The organism is Collinsella sp. TM06-3 (assembly GCF_003436395.1).
GTDB lineage: Bacteria > Actinomycetota > Coriobacteriia > Coriobacteriales > Coriobacteriaceae > Collinsella.
In genome coordinates, this window is record NZ_QSPG01000006.1 from 1 (window position 1) to 16,344 (window position 16,344).

A 16,344-nucleotide genomic window follows, 5' to 3' on the forward strand; every position below is an offset into this window, starting at 1 on the left:
TTTGCTCAATGTGTTCGGCTGAGATCGGAAATCAACCCTTTAAATGCACTAATATTAGAGGCGTGATGTCTGCAGTGCCCATTTGTTACTTGACCTGCTGTTGAGTTGGTGGTCGACGTCCCGCTCGTATGGGTCTCAAACAGAATGGGGCAGCCATGGCTCAACCCAAGATTCTTCTTACGCGTATCGATGACCGTTTCATTTACGGGCAAGACGTTGAGCTGTGGAACGAAGCCGTGGGTTCCAACCTTGTCCTAATCGTCAACGATGAGATCGCGGCGGATTCGCGCCAATGGGCACCAATGAGGGTGGCGGTGCCAGAAGGCGTTTGGACGCGGTTTTTCTCGGTGCAAAGGACTATCGACATCATTCATACCGCAACGCCGCGTCAATGGATCTTGATCATAGTGGCCTCACCCGCCGATGCGCTCGCGCTGGTTAAGGGTGGTGTGCCAATAACCAAGATCAGCATTGGCCATATGCAGGCAGGGGAGGGCAAGCGCTCTGCAACGCCTACCATTGCCGTAGACGATACGGACATCGCCGCCTTCAAAGAGTTGCAAAAGCTCGGCATAGAGCTAGAAATCCGCTATCTCCCCAGTTCCGCCCCCGACCCCATTGGCAATCTGTTCAACTGATCCCTTGGGGACGGAGGAAAACGGATCATTTTGCCCTTGCGAGGGACGCGCGCGATGCCGCCTGTCAAAAACTATGCCCATTTACTACGTTTGATTGGCTATCGTCGAGCATGTCGAATTTGAGATAAACAAAACCGCAGGTATACTGCTCACAAATGTAACAAAAACCGGTGCATGGTCGAGCATCCCGGGCTAAACGTAGTAAATGGGCATAGTTTTGATATGTCACTCATACAGTCACAGAAAAAACGAGCCTAAAAGATGAAAAAGCGCCCGCTGGCGGTGGTGCCGGCGGGCGCTGCTGTGCGATATGTCGCGTTGCGGGCTTAGTGCCTCATAAAGTGGTATTCGATCACATTGCTGTAGGGATGGCCCGGGCCCACAATGCCCTGCGGGAACAGAGGCTGGTGCGGCGTGTCGGGGTACATCTCGGCCTCGAGGGCAAAGCCGGCGCCCCAGCCATAGTTGGCATCGTCCTTGGCGTGCTCGTCGCCCAGCCAGTTGCCGGTGTAGAGCTGCACGCCCGGGGCAGTGGTGTAGTAGTCCATCTCACGACCGGTCCACATCTCCTCGACGTGCATCGCGCGGCGCAGGTTGCGGCCGTACTGATAGCCATCGATGCACAGGCAGTGATCGTAGCCACGGGCCTGCTTGATCTGCGGGTCGTCGGCCTCCATGCCGGGTGCGACGGGGCGAAGCTCGCGAAAGTCAAACGGTGTTCCCTCGACCGGAGCAATCTCGCCGGTGGGGATGTTCTGCTCGTTAATGGGCAGGTAGTGGGCGGCGTTGGCGACAAAGAAATGTTCGCAGTCCATGCCGGCGTTATGGCCTGCAAGGTTAAAGTACGTGTGGTTGGTCATGGACACGTAGGTGGCGCGGTCGCTCTCGCAGCCATAATCGATGCGGAAGACGCCGGTGCGCGTAACGGTAAACACGGCCGTAAAGGTTCGGTTGCCGGGCAGGCCCAGCTCGCCATCCTTAAGCGAGGTGGTCATGCGCACGGCGTTATGGACCTCGTCGAGCTCAACATCCCACACACGTTTGTGCAGGCCGTGCTCAAGGTCGCTGTGCAGGTTGTTGGCGCCCTCGTTGGCGGGCATATGCCAGTCCGTGCCGTCGATGGCGATCGTGGCGCCAGCGGTGCGGTTTGCCACAGGGCCGATGGTCGCGCCAAAGCAGGCGGGGTTGTCAAAGTAATCCTCGAGCTTATCGAAGCCCAGCACCACATCGCGCACGTTGCCGGGAATGTCGGGCACATCGATACCAAGCACCGTGGCGCCATAGTCCATAATGCGAACGCAGATCTCGGGCCCGTCGAGGGTGTAACGATGAACGGGGGTACCGCACGGCGCGGTGCCGAAAAGCTCGGAAGTGATCATTTGGTTCCTAACATCGAGGTATTTCCGACAAACTGTAGCGCGAACAGGCGAGATTATCACTACACCCCACTAAAGCTGGGGGTAATTTTCTCAAAAAAGTGATGATTGGAGCTGTGCGGGCGTTCATTTTTGACGCGTACGAGTCTGATACAATTTGTTCGTTACTGTTTGAATGATATGCGCGCAAAGAACGGCGAGGATTCATCGTGATTAAGGCAGAGCGACAGGATAAGGTTCGTCAGCTGCTCGAGGAGCAGGGCACGGTCTCGGTCAAAGAGATTTCGGATGCGTTGGGCGTTTCGGACATGACGATTCGCCGCGACCTCGAAGAACTTGCGAGCCTAGGCGAGATTGAGCGCGTGCACGGCGGAGCCCGCAGTGCACAGGGCCGTCCGCACGCTATGTTGCGCCATGAGTATTCGCACAGCGAAAAGCGCACTAAGCATGCCGAGGAAAAGCTGCAGATTGCGCGCCGTGCTGTGGAGCTTATCGAGGAGGGCTCGACCATCTTTTTGGGCACGGGCACCACGGTTGAGCAGATGGCCTCGATGCTGCCGACGTTTCGCCTGCGCATTGTGACCAATTCGCTTTCGGTGTTTAACCTGCTCGAGGCGCGCGAAGACTGCGAGCTGTGCCTCGTGGGCGGTATGTACCGTCGCCGCACCGCCGCTTTTGTGGGACCAACGGCCGAGGATACCCTGCGCGCGCTGGGCATCGATGCGGCGTTTATCGGCGCCAACGGCATCTTGGACGGTGACGTGTCTACGTCCAACATGGACGAGGGCCGTATCCAGCAGCTCGCCTTTAGCAAGGCCGACTCGCGCTACCTGATCGCCGACTCCAGCAAGATCGGCAAGCGCGACTTCTACACCTTCTGCCGCCTGGACAATTTGGACGCTGTGGTGTGTGAGCCGGGTATCGCCGCCGAGGACCGCACTGCCATCGAGGAGCACACGCAAGTCATTTGCTAGCGAGTGCCGCCGTGCTAGACCAGGCGGGCGTAGTCCTGTGACTGGTGAAAGACGTGGGCGATATAGATTGTTTCGCGCTCAAACTTGTAAAGACAGGTGTAGTTGTTGACGGGAAACGATCGGTAATTACGTGCCGCCAGCTCTTGCATGTGTGAGAGAGGTCGTAGGAGCGGCTGCTCGCGAAGCAAATCAAGTTGATATTCAAACTCAGTGACAAAATTGCCCGCTGCGCGCGGATTCTTGAGGATTTGGGCAAGGTATCCGACGATACTCTCGTACTCATATCGCGCGCTTTTGAGTATTACGACGTTATAGGCCATATTTGTCTCGTATCGAGGTCGCGAAGGTGTCATAGTCGCTATAGTCGCCTTGCGATATCTCGTTTTCTGCCAGCATTATACGAGACAGCAGCTTGGCTTTGGCGATTTCGTCTTGCATGAGGCGATATTGGTCGCTGCTGATGCAGTGCATGGCCTCGTAGCCGTTCTTGGTTACGGTGACGTCGTGCTCGGACTCAACAAGCGCGGTGAATGTGGCAGTGTCCTTCATGTCTCGGACGGGCACACAGATGGGCATAGGTATCTCCTTCGCATTGGGACATAATTGTACCACGCCGTATCGAATAGTCGGCATCGTTGAATTGTCTCAATCTGTAACAGGTAGACGTCCAAAACCGGGTTTAGTGTTACAGATCGAGACGGTGAGGCATAGCATCCGTTATGCGTAAAGCTCGGTATTACTGTATGTCTCAACCATTGCAATGGTCGGTATTTTTGTAGCTATAAGCTCATTTAAAGCTCGGTATTTTTGTATTATTAGATATATCTGAAGGTCGGTATTTTTGTAAACTCGCACGTAAATTATGCTGAGGTGAGATTATGTTTAAACGGAAGGCATATGATCGTCTGCAGGAGTGGAAAGAACGCTCGCAAGGGCGCACTGCGGTGCTTATTGAGGGTGCAAGACGCGTTGGCAAAACGACGCTCGTCAAGTGCTTCGCGCAAAATGAATACAAGGATTATCTGTACATTGACTTTTCGGCTGCTAGCAAAGCCACGCTCGATATATTTCTGAACCATCGTGAAGATGTCGATCTTTTTTTACGCATGCTTCAGCTGCAGTATGGTAAGGCCCTCGAACCGAGAGAGTCGCTGGTCATTTTTGATGAAGTGCAGCGGTTTCCCATCGCGCGCGAATACATAAAGCATCTTGTAGAAGACGGCAGATTTGATTACATCGAGACAGGCTCTCTTGTCTCCATCAAAAAGAATGTCGATAGCATTGTCATACCGTCAGAGGAAGAAAGAATCCCTCTCGAGCCCCTCGATTTTGAGGAGTATCTTTGGGCGACCGGAAAAGATCTTTATGCAGAAGAGATCCGTAAAGCGCGCGAATCTCGGACCGCGCTTCCGGACGGCGTTCATGCGACGTGCATGAGATTATTTGATGAGTATATGCTTGTCGGTGGTATGCCTCAGTCGGTCGACTCCTTTGTGGCAGAGAATGATTTTAGAGGATGCGACAGGGTTAAACGGCAGATTATCGCACTGTACAGGGAGGACATTGCCAAGTTTGGAGGTTCGGACGCTAGACGTGCGCGGGCGGTTTATGACGATATTCCGGGTCAATTATCTGCGGCAAATAAACGGTTCAAATTTGACAGCTTGGAGAAGGGGTCCCGTTTTGAGACATATGAGTCGGCGTTAATCTGGCTTGAGGATGCGCGACTGATTAACCGTTGCTATTTATGCAGTGATCCGAGCGTGGGTTACCGCCTGCACGAGGACGCGTCTTCGCTTAAATGCTATATGGCGGACACGGGATTGCTCGTGAGCTTGGCGTTTGATGATGGTCCGGACCTTATGGATGTTCATAGAGACATTCAATTTGGAAGAATTTCAATTAATAAAGGAATGCTAATCGAGAACATCGTGGCGCAGCAGCTTAAGAGTCTGGGGCATTCGCTTTTTTATTACAGCTGGCAGGAGCCTTCCAAAACAGAGGGGAGTCGGCCCAGAACGCGTGAAATTGATTTTCTTGTTTCGCGCGGCTTTGAAGACGCGGCTGGAAAACCGCGGGTCACTCCTGTTGAAGTTAAATCTTCCAAATCGTATTCAACAATCTCGCTTGACGATTTCGGCAGACGATTCGAACGACGAGTCGGAGAAGAGATAGTTCTTCACCCAAAACAGCTCAGGGCTGAAGGGCATAGGATATATCTACCTCTGTATATGACGATCTTTATCTGATCGACGGCATGCGGTCCTGTGGCTCATTGAACCGCAGGACCGTGTATCGTTGGGGGTTTATTGTGATAATGCGCGCAAGCTAAGCCGGGGATCGAGTTTTCGGGATATGTCGGTGAAGTTCCGTCACCGCGGACTGGGTGTCCGTGCGCCCGACGAGGTCGTTGCGTGCCTAGAAGCCCCGAGCTCCAGAAGCCGTACGCTTGTTTCGGGCGTGCTGGTCGAATGCTCCAGCGTGAAAGACCTACGGGTGTAGCTTGCTCGGCCTGTTTGTCTCGATCTGTAACAGCTAGGACTGAAAAACTCGGCTACGTGTTACAGGTTGAGATTTTTCGGCTAGGTCTAATCTATTCATCTCGATCTGTAACAGGTGGGGGCGAAATAACCGGCTAACTGTTATAGATTGAGATTGAGAGGATTGGCCGGTACGTTTGTCTCGATCTGTAACAGGTAGACGCCCAAAACCGGGTTTAGTGTTACAGATCGAGACAATTCGGCCCGGCCCACCCCGTTCATCTCGATCTGTAACAGTTGGGGCCGAAGCCGCGGGTCAGATGTTACAGATCGAGACGAACGGCTCCCGACCCGCTCAAAAACAAAAAGGCCGGGGGCGGCGCGCCGTGTGACGTGCCGCCCCCGGCTGAGGAATGGGGGCAGGTTGTGTGAGCGGGGCATCTCGCTAGTCGCAAGTCGCTAGTCCAGACGACGGGTCTGCGCCACGTGCTTGTACCAGTAGGCGCTCGCCTTGGGCGTGCGCTTTTGGGTCTCAAAGTCTACGTAGAAGAAGCCATAGCGCTTGTTGTAGCCGTTGGTCCAGGAGAACTGGTCCTGCAGGCTCCACAGGAAGTAGCCGCCCACGTTGACGCCCACCTCCATGGCCTTAAGCAGCCAGCGCAGGTGCTGCTCGATGTAGTCGATGCGCGGCTGGTCGTCCACAAAACCGTCCTTGTAGGGGTCCTTGTAGCCCATGCCGTTCTCGGTGATGAAGATCTGCTTGTAGTTGGGGTAGCGCTGCTTAATGTAGACGAGCAGATCGAACAGACCCTCGGGATAGATGATCCAGTCCCAGTCGGTGGTGGGGATGCCGGGCTTGTTCACATGCTCACCAATGCCCTTGACGCGCCAGCGGCCGGTACCCTTCTCGCCCGTGCCGTTGTGGTGCAGGTCATTCTCGCCGTCGTAGGCCTTGAGGAAACGGCACTGGTAGTTGTTGACACCCAGGTAGTCGTTGTAGAGCGCGGCCTCGCGCATAATCTCGAGGTCCTTGTCCAGGATCTCGATGGTGCCGCCCGAGACGGCAGCCAGGCGGTTGGCGCACTCGAGGGTGTCGGGGGCATAGTCGCCGCGGAAGGTGGCGTCGAGCAGGAACTGGTTTTGCAGCACGTGCTCGTTGTTGGCGGCCTTGATGTCGGCGGGGTCGTTCTCGTTGAGCGGGTACTTGAACTCCAACGACTGAATGACGCCGATCTTGCCCTTAAAGCCGCCGTTGTGGAAGGCCAGTACAGCCTTGGCGTGGGCAAGCATCATGTTGTGCTCGCACTGGAAGGCCTCGGCCAGATGAGCCTTGACGCCGCCGGGGAAGGTGCCCTCGATGTAGGTGTTGGAGGCGTCGGCCCAGATCTCGTTAAAGGTGAACCAATAGGTCACCTGGTCGGCGTACTCCTTAAAGCAAAAGGTGGCAAAGTCCACAAAGGCGTCGATGGTCTCGCGGTTGAGGAAGTCGCCCTTCTCAAAGAGGGGCAGCGGCGTGTCAAAGTGATGCAGCGTGACAAACGGCTCAACGTGGTGCTTGTGGCACTCGGCGAAAAGGTCATGGTAGAACTGGACACCCTCGGGGTTGATTTCGCCGGTTCCGTTGGGGAAGATACGGCTCCAGGCGATGGAGAGGCGGATGCCGTTGATGCCGAACTCCTCGCACAGCTCCAGATCGACGGGGTACTGGTTGTAGAAGTCGGAGGCGGGGTCGGGGGAGAAACGGCCCTGGGCCTCCAGGAAGTCGTCCCAGGCGACCTTGCCCTTTCCGTGGGTGCGGGTCTCGCCTTCTACCTGGTAGGCAGCGGTGGCGCCGCCAAAGACAAAGTCCTCGGGAAACTGCGCGGGCGGGTTGGTGACGCTGGCAGGGTTAACGGACATGATGATCCAATCGTTTAAATCGAAGGGCCAGCCGGTCTTGGATAGTCGGCTGGCCCTAAGCGTTACTTACTTCGACAGCTGCTCGCTCACAAAGGCGAGAGACTTGTCGCCGTTCTGGGAGAGCTCGATGTATTGCTTACCGCGGCAGGCGACGCACTTGTTGCCCACGCGCTCGCAGTCCTTCTGCAGGTCGGCCAGGTAGCTGGCGGCCTGCGGGGCCAGGACGACCAGGTCAAAGTCGGGAAGCATGTCCACGTGGTTGCCATAGGCATCGGCGGCGGTCTCAAGATCGATGCCGCGCTCCTTGGCGGCCTTGGCCAGTGCGTTGGCGAGCAGGCCCGAAGTGCCGCCGCCCTGGCAGAGCACGAGTACGCGCTTGCCGTTGAGGTCGCTGGCGGCCGTAGCTTCGGTGGCGGCAGCAGCGGGGGCAGCGTCGGTCTTTACGACCTCGGCAGCGGCGCCGGCGGCAACACTCTTGGCGTCGGCCTTACCCTGGAAGGCGTCGTTGAGCTTGGCGGCCTTCTCGGCGTTCTTGGCGGCGAGCTCCTCCTGGGAGATCTCGGCCTCCTCGGCGCACTTCTGGGCGTCATAGGCACGGAAGAACGGGTAGTACAGGGCAAAGTCGATGACTAGGATGATGGCGAGCATCACAAAGGCGAGCGGCTGGAAGCCCAGGCCCATGATGGTGCCGATGGGGCCGGGGACGGTCCAGGGCAGGGTGTACATAAAGCCGTTCATGCCCAAGAAGTCGATAAAGACCTTGAGGATCCAGATGTTGGCGATCGGGGCAAAGACAAACGGGACAAAGAAGACGGGGTTGAGCACGATAGGCGCGGCGAACAGCAGCGGCTCGTTGACGGCAAAGCACACGGGGACGATGGCTGCTTTGCCGACGGCGCGCATCTCCTGGGACTTGGCCAGGAAGCAGAACATAAAGACCAGGACGAGCGTGGCGCCGGTGCCGCCCATGCAGACGACGAAGTACTGGGCTCCCTGCGTCAGGACGGCGGTGGCGTGCTCGCCGGCCTGGAATGCAGCCAGGTTGTCGGTCATGTTGGCAACGAGAGCGGCGGCGATGGCGGGCTCGACGATCGAGGGGCCGTGGACGCCGACGAACCAGAAGAGGCTCATAGCGCCGTAGATCACAGCGAGGCCGATATAGCCGTCGGCGGCGGTGAACAGGGGCTGGAACACCTGGATGACGCCCTGGGCAAAGCAGAAGCCAAAGGCAGCGCGGAAGACGATGTCAAAGACCCAAAAGACGGTGATGCAGACGGAGAAGGGGATGATGTCCTTAAAGGTCTGCGAGATGTTGGGCGGAACCTGCTCGGGCATCTTGACGGTGATGTTGCGCTTAATGAAGAACTTGTAGATGATGCCGGTCACAAACGCAGCGATAAAGGCGATCAACAGGCCTTTGGAACCAAGGTAGGTGGTGTTGAAGCCGCTGGCAGCATCCGTGGCGATCGTGTCGCTCGAAAGGAGCAAGAAGCCGATGATGGCTGCGCACATGCACGAGATGAAGTTGATCTGGTTGTTCTTGGGTAGATCGCGGTTCTGGGCGTCGGCGAAGTGCTTGGCCGTGGTGGCGGCGCAGGCGATGGCCAGAATGCCCATGGAGTAATTGTAGCACTTCCACAGGGCGTTGTTGATGTCATCGGGCCAGTAGAAACCCCAGATGTTGGGGACCGAGGCTACCAGGCAGAAGATGGACGAGAAGATGATGATGGGGATGACGGAGATAAAGCCGTCGCGGATCGCCTTGAGGTACTTGTTGCGGGCGATCGCGTTGAAAAAGGGCTGGCCCTTTTCGATGATGGCGATGAGTTGCTCCATGCAATGCTCCTAAGAGTCGGTGGGTTAGCAACGATGGTAGCTTTTGACGTTCGGTTGCCAAAATGTTGACGTTGCCATTTTGCGGCACAAAAAAAGACGCGAACCGGTGGCCCTTGTGCCTGTGGACCGTCGATTCCTTGCGCGTAAACGTTTGAGTCGCCCGGTGGCTCTGTGTTTGCACAATGGCAACGTTAACATTTGGGCGACAAAAGCCGCTCGGGGAAGCAGAATTGTCGGTGAACGGTAGGTTTTGGGTGGTAAGCGTATCGTTGGGGAGGCGTTGGATATACTTAAAGGTGTTCAAAATGACTGCGCAGGATGTCTTCAATGGCATCGTTGACATAGAAAGATCGACCTATGGCCGCTGTTAAAAAATCGGTTTCCGTTAAGGACGTGGCGCGTCTCGCGGGCGTCTCGGAGCAGACAGTCTCGCGTACGGTGCACGATTCGCCCAGCGTGCGCCTCGAGACCAAGGAGCGCGTGCGCGCCGCCATGCGCGAGCTGGGGTATCGCCCCAATTTTGCCGGTCGATCGCTGCGCCGCGGCAAGTTTAAGACCGTCGGCGTCGCCATGTTCAACATTACCGGCACCGGCAACCTCGACCGTATGGAGGGCTTTGCCGCCGCGGCCGACAAACATGGCTATGCCATCACCCTCACTAAAGTAGACGGGCATCCGTATACCCTCGAGAGCGCATCGTCGCGCATGAGCGCGCTGCCGGTGGATGGCATGGTTGTGATCATGAATCGCATGCCGGCGGACTTTGGCACCTTCGAGCCGCTGCCCGGTATGCAGACGGTGCTCGTTACCATGCTGGAGCACCCGCTCTGTTCAACAGTCGATAACGACCAGTTCGATTGCTCGCGCCAGGTGGTCGAGTCCCTGCTGGAGCAGGGGCACAAGACCGTGCACTTTATCTCGTGCCCCGAGCGCTCGCTTTCGGGCATGCGTCGCGAGGAGGGCTGGCGCGAGACATTGCGCGCGCATGGTATTGAGCCGCCGCGACTCGTCCGTGGCGATTGGACGGCACAGAGCGGATATGCCGCCGGCCAGGTGCTTGCGGACGATTCGAACTGCACAGCCATTTATGCTTCCAACGATGCCATGGCCTACGGCTGCATTCGCGGGCTCGAGTCGCGCGGGAAGCACGTGCCCCAGGACGTAAGCGTGGTGGGTGTTGACGATAGTTTGGGCGATATCGTGCCCGATCGTCGCCTGACTACGGTGCGCTTTGACAACAAGCGCGTCGGCATGTGGGCGGTCGACAAGATTGCCGGCGCCGAGGGCGCTGCACCCGGTGTGGAGCACATGCTGTTTCCGGGTGTGCTCGTCGAGGGCGATACGGTGCGCGATATACGCTAGGGTGCGGACCTGTTTGGGTTGCCGCTAATTGTGTTTGAGAATGTTCAGATTGGTTTAAAAACCGTTCACGGGTGAAAAGCAACCGTTCATAGCTCGAAATTACGTTTTGCGCTGTTCTTTTTTGTTTGAATGTTAATGTTCCTGCCATACACAGCGCAGCGCGTATGCCCGGACGCGATGCTCTCCGTTGGTTCATATGTGAAAGGAACGCAATATGGCAACCAAAGAAGAAATCTCGATGGTTGGATTTGAGATTGTCGCATACGCGGGCGACGCCCAGACCGATCTGCTTGCAGCGCTCGATGCTGCTCGCGAGGGTGATTTTGAGAAGGCCGAGCAGCTGCACAAGGATGCCAGCGATGCACTTATCGGCGCCCACGACACGCAGACCAAGCTGCTTTCGCAGGAGGCCGGCGGCGGCGAGATGGAGATGACCTTCATCATGGCTCACGCTCAGGACACTCTCATGACCACCATGATCCTGGAGAAGCAGACCCGCTTTACCATCGATGCCTATAAGCGCATCGCCGCACTCGAGGCTAAGCTCGCCTAACGAGCTCTCACAACCAAGTCCCCTTCCAAAAGCTCTGCCGCTACCCGCGGCAGGGCTTTTCTGTTTACCCGGCACTTGGGGACGCTCCTTATCTGCCGGCAGTTTGGGACACTCCTGCCATGCATTCGATCCTTTGAGGATGGAAGAAACCGGGTCATTAGGTTTGCTGCGGTGCCGACTCGGTCTGTCGGTTACAAAACTATGCCGGTTTACTACGATGAATCGCATTCTTTCAACTATGGAAAGAACAGCGTTATCAAAGCCGCAGGTAGAAAGCTTGTCATTTTCTGCTAATAGCAAATGTGGTCGGTCCTATCGGTTTTATCGTAGTAAACCGGCATAGTTTTGAAATGGCACTATTCGACTAGCAGCGTTATGGAGCTTCTGCACGCCCTCCCGTTCGGTTTTTCGATGGGTGGGTATACTTTCCACCGCAATACAGGCCGGAATGAGGAGGCATCCAAATGCCGGATAACGGGTCAATACAAAAAAGAGACGCGCACGAGATGGCTCATGGGCGTCCTGTCCAGATAACCGAGCACACGACGGTAACCGAGCTGCAGCCCAGCCTGTCCGATGTCGTGTGCGCAAACAAAAAGCTGCAGATTGGCTTTATCGTTGCACTCGTGGTACTGGCGCTGCTGTCGGGCTTTGTGGCTCGTCCGCATTTTGCCGATACCAAAACATGGGACTCCACCATCGAGGTCATCGACCAAAAGAAGGGCAACGTTTTGGCGCTCACGACCTCGTGCGTGGCGCTGTCTGCGGGCATTACCGCGCTGCCGGGTGATACGGGAACGCCGGTTGCCGAGCAGCTCGCGCAGCTTTCGGGTAACTTGGGCATCGTGCTTGCCGTGCTCTACCTAGAGAAATATTTGCTCACGATTTTGTGGTCGGTTGGCTTGGGCATCTTAATCCCGTTTGCGCTGGTGCTCTTTGCGGTCTCGCTTGGCATTCACGGACGCTGGAGCACGAGCGCTGTCCTGCGCCGCGTGGCGACCCGCGTGCTGGTGGTTGCCGTGATCGGCATGGCCTTGGTGCCTGCAAGCGTATGGGTGTCGCAAAAGGTCGACGAGACGTATCGGGTGAGCATCGAAGCGGCCGAGCAAAAGGCGGCCGACGCTGCGGGTGCGGCAGACGGCAATAGCTCCAAAACGAGCAAGAAAAAGTCCGAGTCCACAGAATCCAAGAACGTGCTTGAGCAGCTTGCCGACGGTGCCTCGGGTCTTGTCGCGTCGGTGACCAACGGCGCCAAACAGATGACCGATGAGATTGTGCAACAGGTGACCGATCTGATCGAAGGCGTCATCGTGATGATTGTGACTTCGTGCGTTATTCCATTGCTGGTGCTCGCGGCGTTTCTGTGGCTGGGGCACACGCTGCTGGGGATCGATATTTCCGGCCCGGCGAACTATTTAACGGGACGTTTTCTGAGCGCTCCGTCCAAACATGCCAAGAAGAGCGGGCAGTCTGAGTAGGCGGCAAAGCGATCTTTGGAAGATCAACCGTAAGAAGGGCGGCCGAGACACGTTCTCGGCCGCCCTTTTGTTTGTTGAACACATGGTCGCTACGTCTGCGCCGGGCTCAAACGGTCGGCAATCAACCGTAAACGGTATTTGTTCAAAAAAGAACAAAGTTAAACAAATAATGGTTGCAACCTATGTTCGAATGTGTTCAAATAAACATGAACAGTGAAGAACCGCACATTCAGATGCCCGGACCTGAGCGCGATTCAACACTTCCAAACAGAAACTACGCACCTGCGTATCTCTCAAGGAGGATGTCATGAGGGTTGTAATCGCTTCCGATGCCGACGGTATGTCGATGAAGGAGTCCATCAAGGAGATGCTCATCGCTGACGGTCACGAGGTCGTCGACTATTCCGAGACCCCTGCTGCGGACTTTGTCGATTCCGCGACCGCCGTTGCCAAGGACCTGCTGGAGCACAAGGATTCCCAGGGCTTCGCATTCGATAAGTACGGCGTCGGCTCCTATATGGCCGCCGTCAAGATCAAGGGCATGGTCGTCGCCAACATTTCCGACGAGCGTTCCGCCTACATGACCCGCGAGCACAACGGCTCGCGCATGGTCACCATGGGCCCGGGCGTTGTGGGCACCGAGGTCGCCAAGAAGATCGCCCGCGAGTTCCTGCGCGCCCAGTACGCCGGCGGCCGTCACCAGATCCGTGTCGACATGCTCAACAAGATGGCCTAACGAGAGCCACCGAGAACTCGAACTTCTATCTCAACTTGTGAATTCAGACGAAAGGACGTTCTGATGAAGAAGACCATCGCAATCGGTTGCGACCATATCGTTACGGACGAGAAGATCTATCTGGCCGACCGCCTGGAGCAGGCTGGCTACAAGGTGCTCGACTGCGGCACCTACAGCCACACCCGTACGCACTATCCCATCTACGGTAAGGCCGTGGGCGAGGCTGTTGCCAGCGGCAAGGCCGACTTTGGCGTGGCCCTGTGCGGCACCGGCATCGGCATCACCAACGCCGTCAACAAGGTTCCCGGCGCTCGCTGCGCCCTGGTTCGCGACATGACCTCTGCCCTGTATGCCCGTCGCGAGCTCAACGCCAACATCGTGGGCTTTGGCGGCAAGATCACCGGCGAGTTCCTGATGGCCGATATCATGCTTGCCTTCCTGGAGGAGCCCTACGAGAAGACTCCCGAGCACGACGCCCTGATTGCCAAGATCGACGCCTGCAATAAGGCCGACGCCGAGGCTCAGGCTGACCCGCACTTCTTTGACGAGTTCCTCGAGAAGTGGGACCGCGGCGAGTATCACGACTAAGGGGGTTCCGGCGTTTTAACAAACGCCGGACCGGTCGACGCTGCGAAGCCATCTGGCGGGCAATCTGCCGCTCAGCTTCGACGGCATGACCAGAAGGTCAATGCCGTCTCGCTTCACGGCACCTTGCCTCGCCAGCTGGCTTCTCGCTGATGTCTGAGTGACCTGTGGGGTTACCGCTGTTGTTGCGAAGCGTTCTGGTATGGCAAGTTGCTCCGATAACACGTTTGCTTGCTTGGCTTGAGTGCTTCGTTTTGGCGGCCCCCGGCATTCTGCAGCTTTTCAATTGACGGCTCGCGTTTCTGTGAGGGGGCGCGGGCCGGTTTTCTATCAGCCCCACTGACTTGGCGGGCTGTCGTAAGAAAGGGAAGGCTCCTATGGAGTTTGTTCTTGATAACGGTTCTATCCGCGTAGCACTGAGCACGGCTGGCGGATCGTTCACTTCTATTGCGGCCAACGGCCGTGAGTACCTGTGGCAGGGTGACCCGGCGGTCTGGTCGGGCCAGGCACCCATTTGTTTCCCGATCTGCGGCGGCCTTCGCGACGGTCACGCAATGACCATGGGCGGCCGCGAGGTTAGGCTCGCCCGCCACGGCTTTGCGCGCAAACAGGAGTGGAAGCTCGAGGAACAGAGCGACAACATGGTTGCACTGAGCCTAAGCTCTGCCGACCATGCCGAGCTGCTCGAGCAGTACCCGTATCCGTTTAAGATCGTTGCTCGTTACACGATCGATGCGGCAAAGGTGGCCGTGTCGTACGAGGTGACCAATGAGGGCACCGAGGACATGCCGTTCTTTGTGGGCGGTCACCCTGGCTTTAAGTGCCCGCTTGACGAGGGTGAGTCCTATGACGACTACGAGCTCCGTTTTGAGCAACGCGAGGCCGCCGAGCTCTGTACTGCCGTTCCCTCGACGGGCCTGATTGATGTTGAGCATCGCAGCAAGAACCCCATGATCGGCCAGAACCTGCCGCTGACCCACGAACTCTTCGACTTCGCGGAGACCATCTTCGACGTGCTCGAGAGCCGCGTGGTTACGCTGACCAAGAAGACCGAGGACAAGGGCGTGCGCCTGACGTTCCCCGATATGCCGTACCTGATTGTGTGGAGCAAGCCCGAGGGCGACTTTGTGGCCGTGGAACCGTGGGGCGGCCTGTCCACCTGCTCCGACGAGGACGATATTCTGGAGCACAAGCGTGGCTGCCTGGTGGCCAAGCCGGGGGAGACCGTTACCCGCGGCTTTGAGATCGAGATCCTTTAACGAGCTATCGTATGTTTGGGGCGGGTCATGCCGCCCCGGAACAGGAGTTCAACATGATTCTGACCGTTACCATGAACCCGTCGATCGATACGTGCTATCAGCTCGACAAGCTGATCATCGACGACGTTAACCGTGTGACGCCCGAAAAGACCGCTGGCGGCAAGGGCCTCAACGTGAGCCGTGTTCTGCTGCAGTTGGGCGACGATGTGCTCGCGACCGGTTTGCTCGGCGGCCACATGGGTGCCTATATGGCCGAGCTTATGGATGCCGACGGCGTCAAGAACGACTTTGTGCCCATCGCCGGTGAGACGCGCATTTGCCTGAATATTCTGCACGAGGGTAATCAGACCGAGCTGCTGGAGAGCGGCCCGCAGATCGCCCCGGCCGAGCTCGAGGCCTTTACGGCCAAGTTCGCCGAGCTTGCAGCGAAGGCGGACGTTGTGACGCTTTCGGGCTCGCTGCCGCGTGGCGTCGATGCTGGCTACTATGCTGAGCTCGTCAAGATCGCCGAGGAGGCGGGCGCCAAGGTGCTGCTCGACACCTCGGGTGCATCGCTGGAGGCCGCGCTGGAGTCCGACGCTAAGCCTGAGCTCGTAAAGCCCAACCTGACCGAGATTAACGGCCTGCTGGGTACGTCCTTTACGACCGAAGATGTCGATGCCCTACGCGAGGCGCTTGCCGCCGATGACCGTTTTGCCGGTATCCCCTGGGTTGTCGTTTCGATGGGCGCTGCCGGTTCGGTGGGCTTCCATGGGGGTCGCGCGTTCCGCGCCAAGACGCCCGCGATTGCGGCTGTGAATGCGACGGGTTCCGGCGACTCGACCATCGCCGGCTTTGCGCATGCCATTGCTGCTGGTGCCGACGACGTCACGGTGCTCAAGACCGCCAATACCTGCGGCAAGCTTAACGCCATGGATCCCAAGACCGGCCACCTGGTCATGGACCGCTGGGACGAGATCTACAACAACGTTGTCGTGACTGAACTGTAGGGTTACGCGGTTTTACCAAACGCCGTAGCGGCTCGACGCTGCAAACGCCCCTAAGCGGCAATCTGACGTTCAATCGTCGGGCATGACCAGAAGGTCAATGCCCTCCTCTTTCACGTCACCTTGCTCGCTTAGGGGCGTTTTCGCTGACAATGCCAAGACATCGGCGTTGCCTTGGTCGC

General features: G+C 57.3%; 16 protein-coding genes. 11 read left to right on the forward strand and 5 right to left on the reverse strand.

Features of this window, described 5'->3' with window-relative positions:
* Window positions 1-155: 155 nt before the first annotated feature.
* Entirely contained in the window at window positions 156-638 is a 483-nt protein-coding gene (locus DXD56_RS03720) for a PTS sugar transporter subunit IIB (protein WP_117637050.1), read from the forward strand.
* A gap of 326 nt (window positions 639-964) precedes the next feature.
* On the opposite strand, the gene DXD56_RS03725 is transcribed toward DXD56_RS03720, so the two are convergent.
* Entirely contained in the window at window positions 965-2,017 is a 1,053-nt protein-coding gene (locus DXD56_RS03725; protein ID WP_117637049.1) for an aldose epimerase family protein, read from the reverse strand.
* A gap of 206 nt (window positions 2,018-2,223) precedes the next feature.
* Here DXD56_RS03725 and DXD56_RS03730 point away from each other — a divergent pair, with 206 nt between their 5' ends.
* Complete coding sequence (locus DXD56_RS03730) at window positions 2,224-2,988, forward strand: DeoR/GlpR family DNA-binding transcription regulator (RefSeq protein ID WP_233503117.1); 765 nt, start codon at window positions 2,224-2,226, stop codon at window positions 2,986-2,988.
* Window positions 2,989-3,002: 14 nt separating this feature from the next.
* Here DXD56_RS03730 and DXD56_RS03735 read toward each other — a convergent pair whose 3' ends face one another.
* A complete protein-coding gene (locus DXD56_RS03735; protein WP_158549313.1) occupies window positions 3,003-3,308 on the reverse strand; it encodes a type II toxin-antitoxin system RelE/ParE family toxin in 306 nt (101 codons plus the stop codon).
* The gene (locus tag DXD56_RS03740) at window positions 3,298-3,564 is read right to left on the reverse strand and encodes a type II toxin-antitoxin system Phd/YefM family antitoxin (protein ID WP_117640149.1); all 267 of its coding nucleotides are present in this window, start codon (window positions 3,562-3,564) and stop codon (window positions 3,298-3,300) included. Before DXD56_RS03740 ends, DXD56_RS03735 begins: the two co-directional genes overlap by 11 nt.
* A 302-nt stretch (window positions 3,565-3,866) precedes the next feature.
* On the opposite strand from DXD56_RS03740, the gene DXD56_RS03745 reads away from it, so the two are divergent.
* Together DXD56_RS03745 and DXD56_RS10025 are read left to right on the forward strand one after the other, a co-directional pair.
* Entirely contained in the window at window positions 3,867-5,237 is a 1,371-nt protein-coding gene (locus DXD56_RS03745; protein WP_117629883.1) for an ATP-binding protein, read from the forward strand.
* Window positions 5,238-5,343: 106 nt separating this feature from the next.
* On the forward strand, window positions 5,344-5,490 hold the full coding sequence (locus DXD56_RS10025) for a hypothetical protein (RefSeq protein ID WP_158549314.1): 147 nt from the start codon (window positions 5,344-5,346) through the stop codon (window positions 5,488-5,490).
* 437 nt (window positions 5,491-5,927) lie between these two features.
* Here DXD56_RS10025 and lacG read toward each other — a convergent pair whose 3' ends face one another.
* Window positions 5,928-7,367 (reverse strand): 6-phospho-beta-galactosidase, encoded by a 1,440-nt coding sequence (gene lacG, locus DXD56_RS03750; protein ID WP_089572390.1) that lies wholly within the window; start codon window positions 7,365-7,367, stop codon window positions 5,928-5,930.
* A gap of 66 nt (window positions 7,368-7,433) precedes the next feature.
* Window positions 7,434-9,203, reverse strand: coding sequence for a PTS transporter subunit EIIC (locus tag DXD56_RS03755; protein WP_117640150.1), 1,770 nt, complete (start codon window positions 9,201-9,203; stop codon window positions 7,434-7,436).
* A 357-nt stretch (window positions 9,204-9,560) separates the two neighbouring features.
* Between DXD56_RS03755 and DXD56_RS03760 the strand changes: the two genes are divergently transcribed.
* The 7 genes from DXD56_RS03760 to DXD56_RS03790 all read left to right on the forward strand — a co-directional run bounded on the left by DXD56_RS03760 (window position 9,561) and on the right by DXD56_RS03790 (window position 16,165).
* The gene (locus DXD56_RS03760; protein WP_117640151.1) at window positions 9,561-10,565 is read left to right on the forward strand and encodes a LacI family DNA-binding transcriptional regulator; all 1,005 of its coding nucleotides are present in this window, start codon (window positions 9,561-9,563) and stop codon (window positions 10,563-10,565) included.
* A gap of 214 nt (window positions 10,566-10,779) precedes the next feature.
* On the forward strand, window positions 10,780-11,118 hold the full coding sequence (locus DXD56_RS03765) for a PTS lactose/cellobiose transporter subunit IIA (protein ID WP_089572387.1): 339 nt from the start codon (window positions 10,780-10,782) through the stop codon (window positions 11,116-11,118).
* A 506-nt stretch (window positions 11,119-11,624) separates the two neighbouring features.
* On the forward strand, window positions 11,625-12,596 hold the full coding sequence (locus DXD56_RS03770; protein ID WP_117629879.1) for a hypothetical protein: 972 nt from the start codon (window positions 11,625-11,627) through the stop codon (window positions 12,594-12,596).
* A gap of 307 nt (window positions 12,597-12,903) precedes the next feature.
* Entirely contained in the window at window positions 12,904-13,332 is a 429-nt protein-coding gene (gene lacA / locus DXD56_RS03775; protein WP_006234830.1) for a galactose-6-phosphate isomerase subunit LacA, read from the forward strand.
* Between the two features lie 63 nt (window positions 13,333-13,395).
* Entirely contained in the window at window positions 13,396-13,920 is a 525-nt protein-coding gene (gene lacB, locus DXD56_RS03780; RefSeq protein ID WP_006234831.1) for a galactose-6-phosphate isomerase subunit LacB, read from the forward strand.
* Between the two features lie 374 nt (window positions 13,921-14,294).
* A complete protein-coding gene (locus DXD56_RS03785) occupies window positions 14,295-15,176 on the forward strand; it encodes an aldose 1-epimerase family protein (RefSeq protein ID WP_117640152.1) in 882 nt (293 codons plus the stop codon).
* 53 nt (window positions 15,177-15,229) lie between these two features.
* A complete protein-coding gene (locus DXD56_RS03790; RefSeq protein WP_117640276.1) occupies window positions 15,230-16,165 on the forward strand; it encodes a hexose kinase in 936 nt (311 codons plus the stop codon).
* Window positions 16,166-16,344 lie beyond the last annotated feature (179 nt).

Excerpts from the sequence above, each read along its gene's own strand:
- DXD56_RS03790 (WP_117640276.1), top strand. The coding sequence starts at position 15,230 with ATGATTCTGACCGTTACCATGAACCCGTCGATCGATACGTGCTATCAG.
- DXD56_RS03765 (WP_089572387.1), top strand. The coding sequence starts at position 10,780 with ATGGCAACCAAAGAAGAAATCTCGATGGTTGGATTTGAGATTGTCGCA.
- DXD56_RS03740 (WP_117640149.1), bottom strand. The coding sequence starts at position 3,564 with ATGCCCATCTGTGTGCCCGTCCGAGACATGAAGGACACTGCCACATTC.
- DXD56_RS03770 (WP_117629879.1), top strand. The coding sequence starts at position 11,625 with ATGGCTCATGGGCGTCCTGTCCAGATAACCGAGCACACGACGGTAACC.
- lacB (WP_006234831.1), top strand. The coding sequence starts at position 13,396 with ATGAAGAAGACCATCGCAATCGGTTGCGACCATATCGTTACGGACGAG.
- lacA (WP_006234830.1), top strand. The coding sequence starts at position 12,904 with ATGAGGGTTGTAATCGCTTCCGATGCCGACGGTATGTCGATGAAGGAG.
- DXD56_RS03745 (WP_117629883.1), top strand. The coding sequence starts at position 3,867 with ATGTTTAAACGGAAGGCATATGATCGTCTGCAGGAGTGGAAAGAACGC.
- DXD56_RS03720 (WP_117637050.1), top strand. The coding sequence starts at position 156 with ATGGCTCAACCCAAGATTCTTCTTACGCGTATCGATGACCGTTTCATT.
- DXD56_RS03785 (WP_117640152.1), top strand. The coding sequence starts at position 14,295 with ATGGAGTTTGTTCTTGATAACGGTTCTATCCGCGTAGCACTGAGCACG.
- lacG (WP_089572390.1), bottom strand. The coding sequence starts at position 7,367 with ATGTCCGTTAACCCTGCCAGCGTCACCAACCCGCCCGCGCAGTTTCCC.
- DXD56_RS03755 (WP_117640150.1), bottom strand. The coding sequence starts at position 9,203 with ATGGAGCAACTCATCGCCATCATCGAAAAGGGCCAGCCCTTTTTCAAC.
- DXD56_RS10025 (WP_158549314.1), top strand. The coding sequence starts at position 5,344 with ATGTCGGTGAAGTTCCGTCACCGCGGACTGGGTGTCCGTGCGCCCGAC.
- DXD56_RS03725 (WP_117637049.1), bottom strand. The coding sequence starts at position 2,017 with ATGATCACTTCCGAGCTTTTCGGCACCGCGCCGTGCGGTACCCCCGTT.
- DXD56_RS03760 (WP_117640151.1), top strand. The coding sequence starts at position 9,561 with ATGGCCGCTGTTAAAAAATCGGTTTCCGTTAAGGACGTGGCGCGTCTC.
- DXD56_RS03735 (WP_158549313.1), bottom strand. The coding sequence starts at position 3,308 with ATGGCCTATAACGTCGTAATACTCAAAAGCGCGCGATATGAGTACGAG.